The following is a 4,357-nucleotide window of genomic DNA, read 5'->3' on the forward strand; positions in this document are numbered from 1 at the left end:
TTAAACAGGTGTTGTGCTATGACGGCTATCTGACACCGGTTAATCCGCATAATCAGCAGCACTGCATCGGTGCAAGCTACCATCGCGCCGACAGTTCGACGGCCTATCGTGAAGAGGATCAGCAGGAAAACCGCGAGCGGCTGATCCGCTGCTTGCCGGATGCTGAATGGCCACGGGAGGTTGATGTCAGCGCAGGGAGTGCCCGCAACGGCGTGCGCTGCGCCACCCGCGATCATCTGCCGATGTTCGGCCCCTTGCCGGACTATCAGCAAACGCTGACGCAGTACGCCGATTTGGCGCAAAACAAAACCGCGGCGCAGCCGGCACCGGTCTGGCGTGGCCTGTTCGTGCTGGGTGCGCTAGGTTCCAGAGGGTTATGCAGCGCTCCGCTGGCCGCGGAAGCACTGGCAGCGGAGCTGTGTGGCGAGCCAATCCCGTTGGACAGGCAGACGCTGGCAGCCACCCATCCCAATCGCTACTGGGTACGCAAACTGCTGAAAGGTAAAGCGGTAAAAGCGGCAGGCTGACAGTCATGCCGCTGGCTCGGCAGAGGCTGGCGGCTACCCCCAATCGCTACCGGGTGCGCAAGCTGCTGAAAGGTAAAGCGGTAAAAGCGGCAGGTTGGCAGTCAGGCCGCTGGCTCGGCAGAGGCTGGCGGCTACCCTTAAACGCTACCGGGTGCGCAAATTACTGAAAGGTAAAGCGGTAAAAGCGGCAGGCCGCTGGCTCGGTAGAGGCTGGCGGCTGCCACCCCTCGCTACCGAATGCGCAACGGCTGAAAGGTAATGCGGTGAAAGCCGGTACCGCCGCTTATCAAAGGGGGGCAGAGGGCGATGTGGCAGGCCCGGTCATAACGGCCTTGAGCGCCTGACAGGGCCGCCAGGCCTCAGGAAGGATGGCGCGCCTGCAGGAACAAATTATCCCACATGCCCAGCACCAGCGCCTGATCGCGTGGGGAAAGTTCTCCGGCGTGGATTGCCGTCTCCAGGCTGTTCAACACCTGGATTTGCAGCGCTTCCGGCGTGTGCTCGCCCGACTGCTCAATTTCCGCTACGGCCAGCGTCAAATGCCCACGCAGATAGCCGCTGGCGAACAGCTCGTCATCGCTGGCGCTCTCCACCATGTTATCGATCAGGGCCAGGATACGCGCTTCAAATTCATCGATCATACAATTCCTTATTTACCATGCTGGTCAGAGATCTTCCGGCCAGGGAAACTGCGCTGCGGTCAGCGGCGGTGTTGAGTAGTAGCGACCCAGTTCGGTAATAAAACGGGCTGGCCGTGACGGAATTCCCTTTTCCAGATGAGCCATTACCTGCGCGTGTACCTTGCGCTGGAACGCAATGCGGTCCGGCTCGAAATCGCCATTGAGATTGTCACAACTTACGTTGAAGGGAAAGCCCGCCGCGACACAAAACAGCCATTCCAGCGCCTGCGGCTTAACTTCTACCGCTTCAAACTGACTTTGTGTCATGGCATCGCGGCCATCGGGACAATACCAGTAGCCGAAATCGACCTGCTTACGCCGCTCGGCTCCGGCGATACACCAGTGGGATATTTCATGCAGCGCGCTGGCGTAATAGCCATGGGCGAACACCACACGGTGATAGCTAACCTCTTCATCAGCCGGAAGGTAGACAGGTTCATCATCGCCCTTTACCAGGCGAGTTTGAAAATCGGCAAAGAAGCAGCGATCGAAAATCTCGATCAGCTGCGTATAATCGTGAGTACGCATTGTTCTCTTCTGCAAAAATTTCACGCCTTACGACGCTTCAGGATAAAGATTCAGCTCAACAGATGGCGAAACCAGTCGGCAATTTCTGCGCCGTGGCTGTCATAGAGCAGCTTAGCGCTCATGACAATGGAAACGGTGACCACCATCGGGCGGATCAGCTGCTGGCCCCGGCTCAGCACCAGGCGTGCACCGAGCCGTGCGCCGCAAATAGCGCCAATCAGCATAATCAGGCCGGTGCCCCACACCACTTTGCCGCCAAAAATAAAAAACAGCAGGCCGCCCAGGTTAGAGGTGAAATTCAGCACCTTGGCGTGCGCGGTAGATTTCGCCAGGTTAAACCCGCAAAGCGTGACGAAGGCCAGCGCATAGAAAGAACCGGCACCCGGGCCGAAAAAACCGTCATAAAAGCCGACACAACCGCCCGCAACCAGCGCAAAAGGCAGACCGTGCAGGCGACGATGACGATCTTCCTCGCCGATCTTAGGCATTAACAGAAAATAAAGGCCAATCGAGATAATCAGCAGCGGCAGTACCTGGCGCAGCAGCCCTGGCTGAATATGCTGGATCAGCATCGCGCCAATAATCGAGCCGATAAAGGCCATCAGGATATTCAGCCGCTGCGCTTTGAGATCCACCGCTTTACGCCGAATAAAATAGAGGCTGGCGGAAAAAGAGCCGCCCACGGACTGGAGCTTATTGGTTGCCAACGCCTGAGCCGGAGAGAGCCCGGCCGCCAGCAGCGCCGGGACGGTCAGCAGCCCGCCGCCGCCGGCGATAGAATCAATAAAAGCAGCCAGCACGGCAATGCAAAACAGCAGCGCAAGCAGCAGCGGGCTGACGGCAAACCATTCCATTTTCTCTTCCTACAGCTGATGGTTATCCAGAAGTGCCTGACAGGCAGGCGGCAACGGCGGCGGCTCGCGTTTTACCGGTGCGCCAGAAGGTTTCGGCGGAGCAAACCAGCTTTCCAGCTCTGCGCCACAGCCGTCTCCCGGCGGCGGCACGGGCTGATCCTGACACGCCAGGCTCCCCACCGGGCAGCGCAGCCGCACGTGCATATGCGCACGATGGCCAAACCAAGGCCGCACCTTGCGCAGCCAGTCGCGATCGCTACCGGCGTCGGCACAGAGCTGTTTTTTAATCGCCGGATTTACAAAGATACGCGTGACGTCGTCATCTTTTGCCGCCAGCTTAATCAGGCTGTCGATCTGTGGCTGCCAGTGACGCGCCACCACGCTTTTGCCGTCTGCCGCCACCAAATCCAGCGGCTGCGGCTTCAGCAGCATCTGCGATGTCCAACGTGCTTTAGGCAGCTGGAGCCAGATGTCGACATCCAGCCCGGTCTGGTGGCTGGCGTGGCCGCTGCTGAAGCGGCCACCCGCCGCCATGCCCATATCGCCGATCAGCACTTCACCCAACTGCAAATTGTGCACCTGAGTGCTCAGCCGCTGGATAAACAGGATCAGATCGGGATGCCCATAAAAACGACGCTGATCCTGACGCATGACCTGATAGCCCGGGTCGTTCAACGGCAGCGCCTGTGCACCGACAATACAGCCGTTGGCGAAAGATCCGATAGCGTGCGGCGCACCGCTTATCGGATTTTGGATCGATTGCCAGGGCGTAGCCGCCAGCGTGGAAGCGCTAAGCAGCAGGCCGCAAAGCGCGAACAGCGTCTTTTTCATGAGGATTACCAGCGTGGAATGTTCGTCTGTACGTCCGCATTCTGTCCGCGATGACGCAGTAAATGATCCATCAATACGATCGCCATCATGGCTTCCGCGATCGGCACAGCGCGGATCCCTACGCAGGGATCGTGACGGCCTTTAGTGATCATTTCGGTTTCTTCGCCCGTGCGGGTAATGGTTTTACCCGGCACGGTAATGCTGGAGGTGGGTTTCATCGCCAGCGTCGCCAGAATCGGCTGCCCGCTGCTGATGCCGCCCAGGATCCCGCCCGCATGGTTGCTCTGGAACCCGTCCGCACGGATTTCGTCACGGTGTTCGCTACCGCGCTGCTTGACCACGGCAAAACCGTCGCCAATTTCCACGCCTTTCACCGCATTGATGCTCATCAGCGCGTGAGCCAGATCCGCATCCAGACGATCGAAAACGGGTTCGCCGAGGCCGACCGGTACGTTTTCCGCCATGACGGCAACTTTAGCACCGATAGAATCGCCCTCTTTCTTCAGCGCACGCATCAGCTCGTCCAGCGCCTCAATTTTGGTCGGATCGGGGCAAAAGAACGGGTTCTGCTCTACCTGATCCCAGTCCTTCAGCTCACAGGCCACGTCGCCGATCTGCGCCAGATAACCGCGTACCTTCACGCCGTGCTTCAGGGCAAGGTACTTTTTAGCAATAGCACCGGCCGCCACGCGCATAGCGGTTTCACGCGCGGAAGAACGTCCGCCGCCGCGATAGTCGCGCAGGCCATATTTTTGTTCATAGGTATAGTCGGCGTGGCCAGGACGGAAAACGTCTTTGATGGTGCCGTAATCCTGCGAGCGCTGATCGGTATTTTCAATCAGCAGGCCGATACTGGTACCGGTAGTGACGCCTTCGAACACGCCAGAAAGAATTTTTACCCGATCCGGCTCGCGGCGCTGAGTGGTATAGCGAGAAG

7 protein-coding genes are annotated in these 4,357 nt (G+C 58.7%); 2 read left to right on the top strand and 5 right to left on the bottom strand.

Annotated features, from left to right (window positions below; genetic code table 11):
- Together mnmC and RTK32_RS19335 are read left to right on the top strand one after the other, a co-directional pair.
- On the top strand, positions 1–527 hold a 527-nt coding region (gene mnmC, locus RTK32_RS19330; RefSeq protein ID WP_312046835.1), incomplete at its 5' end, for an FAD-dependent 5-carboxymethylaminomethyl-2-thiouridine(34) oxidoreductase MnmC.
- 5 nt (positions 528–532) lie between these two features.
- Positions 533–694, top strand: a complete 162-nt coding sequence (locus RTK32_RS19335; protein WP_312046837.1) for a hypothetical protein — start codon at positions 533–535, stop codon at positions 692–694.
- Between the two features lie 192 nt (positions 695–886).
- Here the strand turns inward: RTK32_RS19335 and RTK32_RS19340 are convergent, their stop codons facing one another.
- The 5 genes from RTK32_RS19340 to aroC form a co-directional block, all read right to left on the bottom strand.
- A complete protein-coding gene (locus tag RTK32_RS19340; protein WP_125288295.1) occupies positions 887–1,168 on the bottom strand; it encodes a YfcL family protein in 282 nt (93 codons plus the stop codon).
- 24 nt (positions 1,169–1,192) lie between these two features.
- A complete protein-coding gene (locus tag RTK32_RS19345; protein WP_312046839.1) occupies positions 1,193–1,735 on the bottom strand; it encodes an elongation factor P hydroxylase in 543 nt (180 codons plus the stop codon).
- 50 nt (positions 1,736–1,785) lie between these two features.
- Positions 1,786–2,589 (bottom strand): sulfite exporter TauE/SafE family protein, encoded by an 804-nt coding sequence (locus RTK32_RS19350; protein WP_312046841.1) that lies wholly within the window; start codon positions 2,587–2,589, stop codon positions 1,786–1,788.
- A gap of 9 nt (positions 2,590–2,598) precedes the next feature.
- The gene (mepA, locus tag RTK32_RS19355; protein ID WP_312046842.1) at positions 2,599–3,420 is read right to left on the bottom strand and encodes a penicillin-insensitive murein endopeptidase; all 822 of its coding nucleotides are present in this window, start codon (positions 3,418–3,420) and stop codon (positions 2,599–2,601) included.
- Positions 3,421–3,425: 5 nt separating this feature from the next.
- Positions 3,426–4,357 (bottom strand): chorismate synthase (aroC, locus tag RTK32_RS19360; RefSeq protein ID WP_312046844.1); only part of this gene is annotated, 932 nt, incomplete at its 5' end.

This window comes from Erwinia sp. (genome assembly GCF_031978025.1).
GTDB lineage: Bacteria > Pseudomonadota > Gammaproteobacteria > Enterobacterales > Enterobacteriaceae > Erwinia.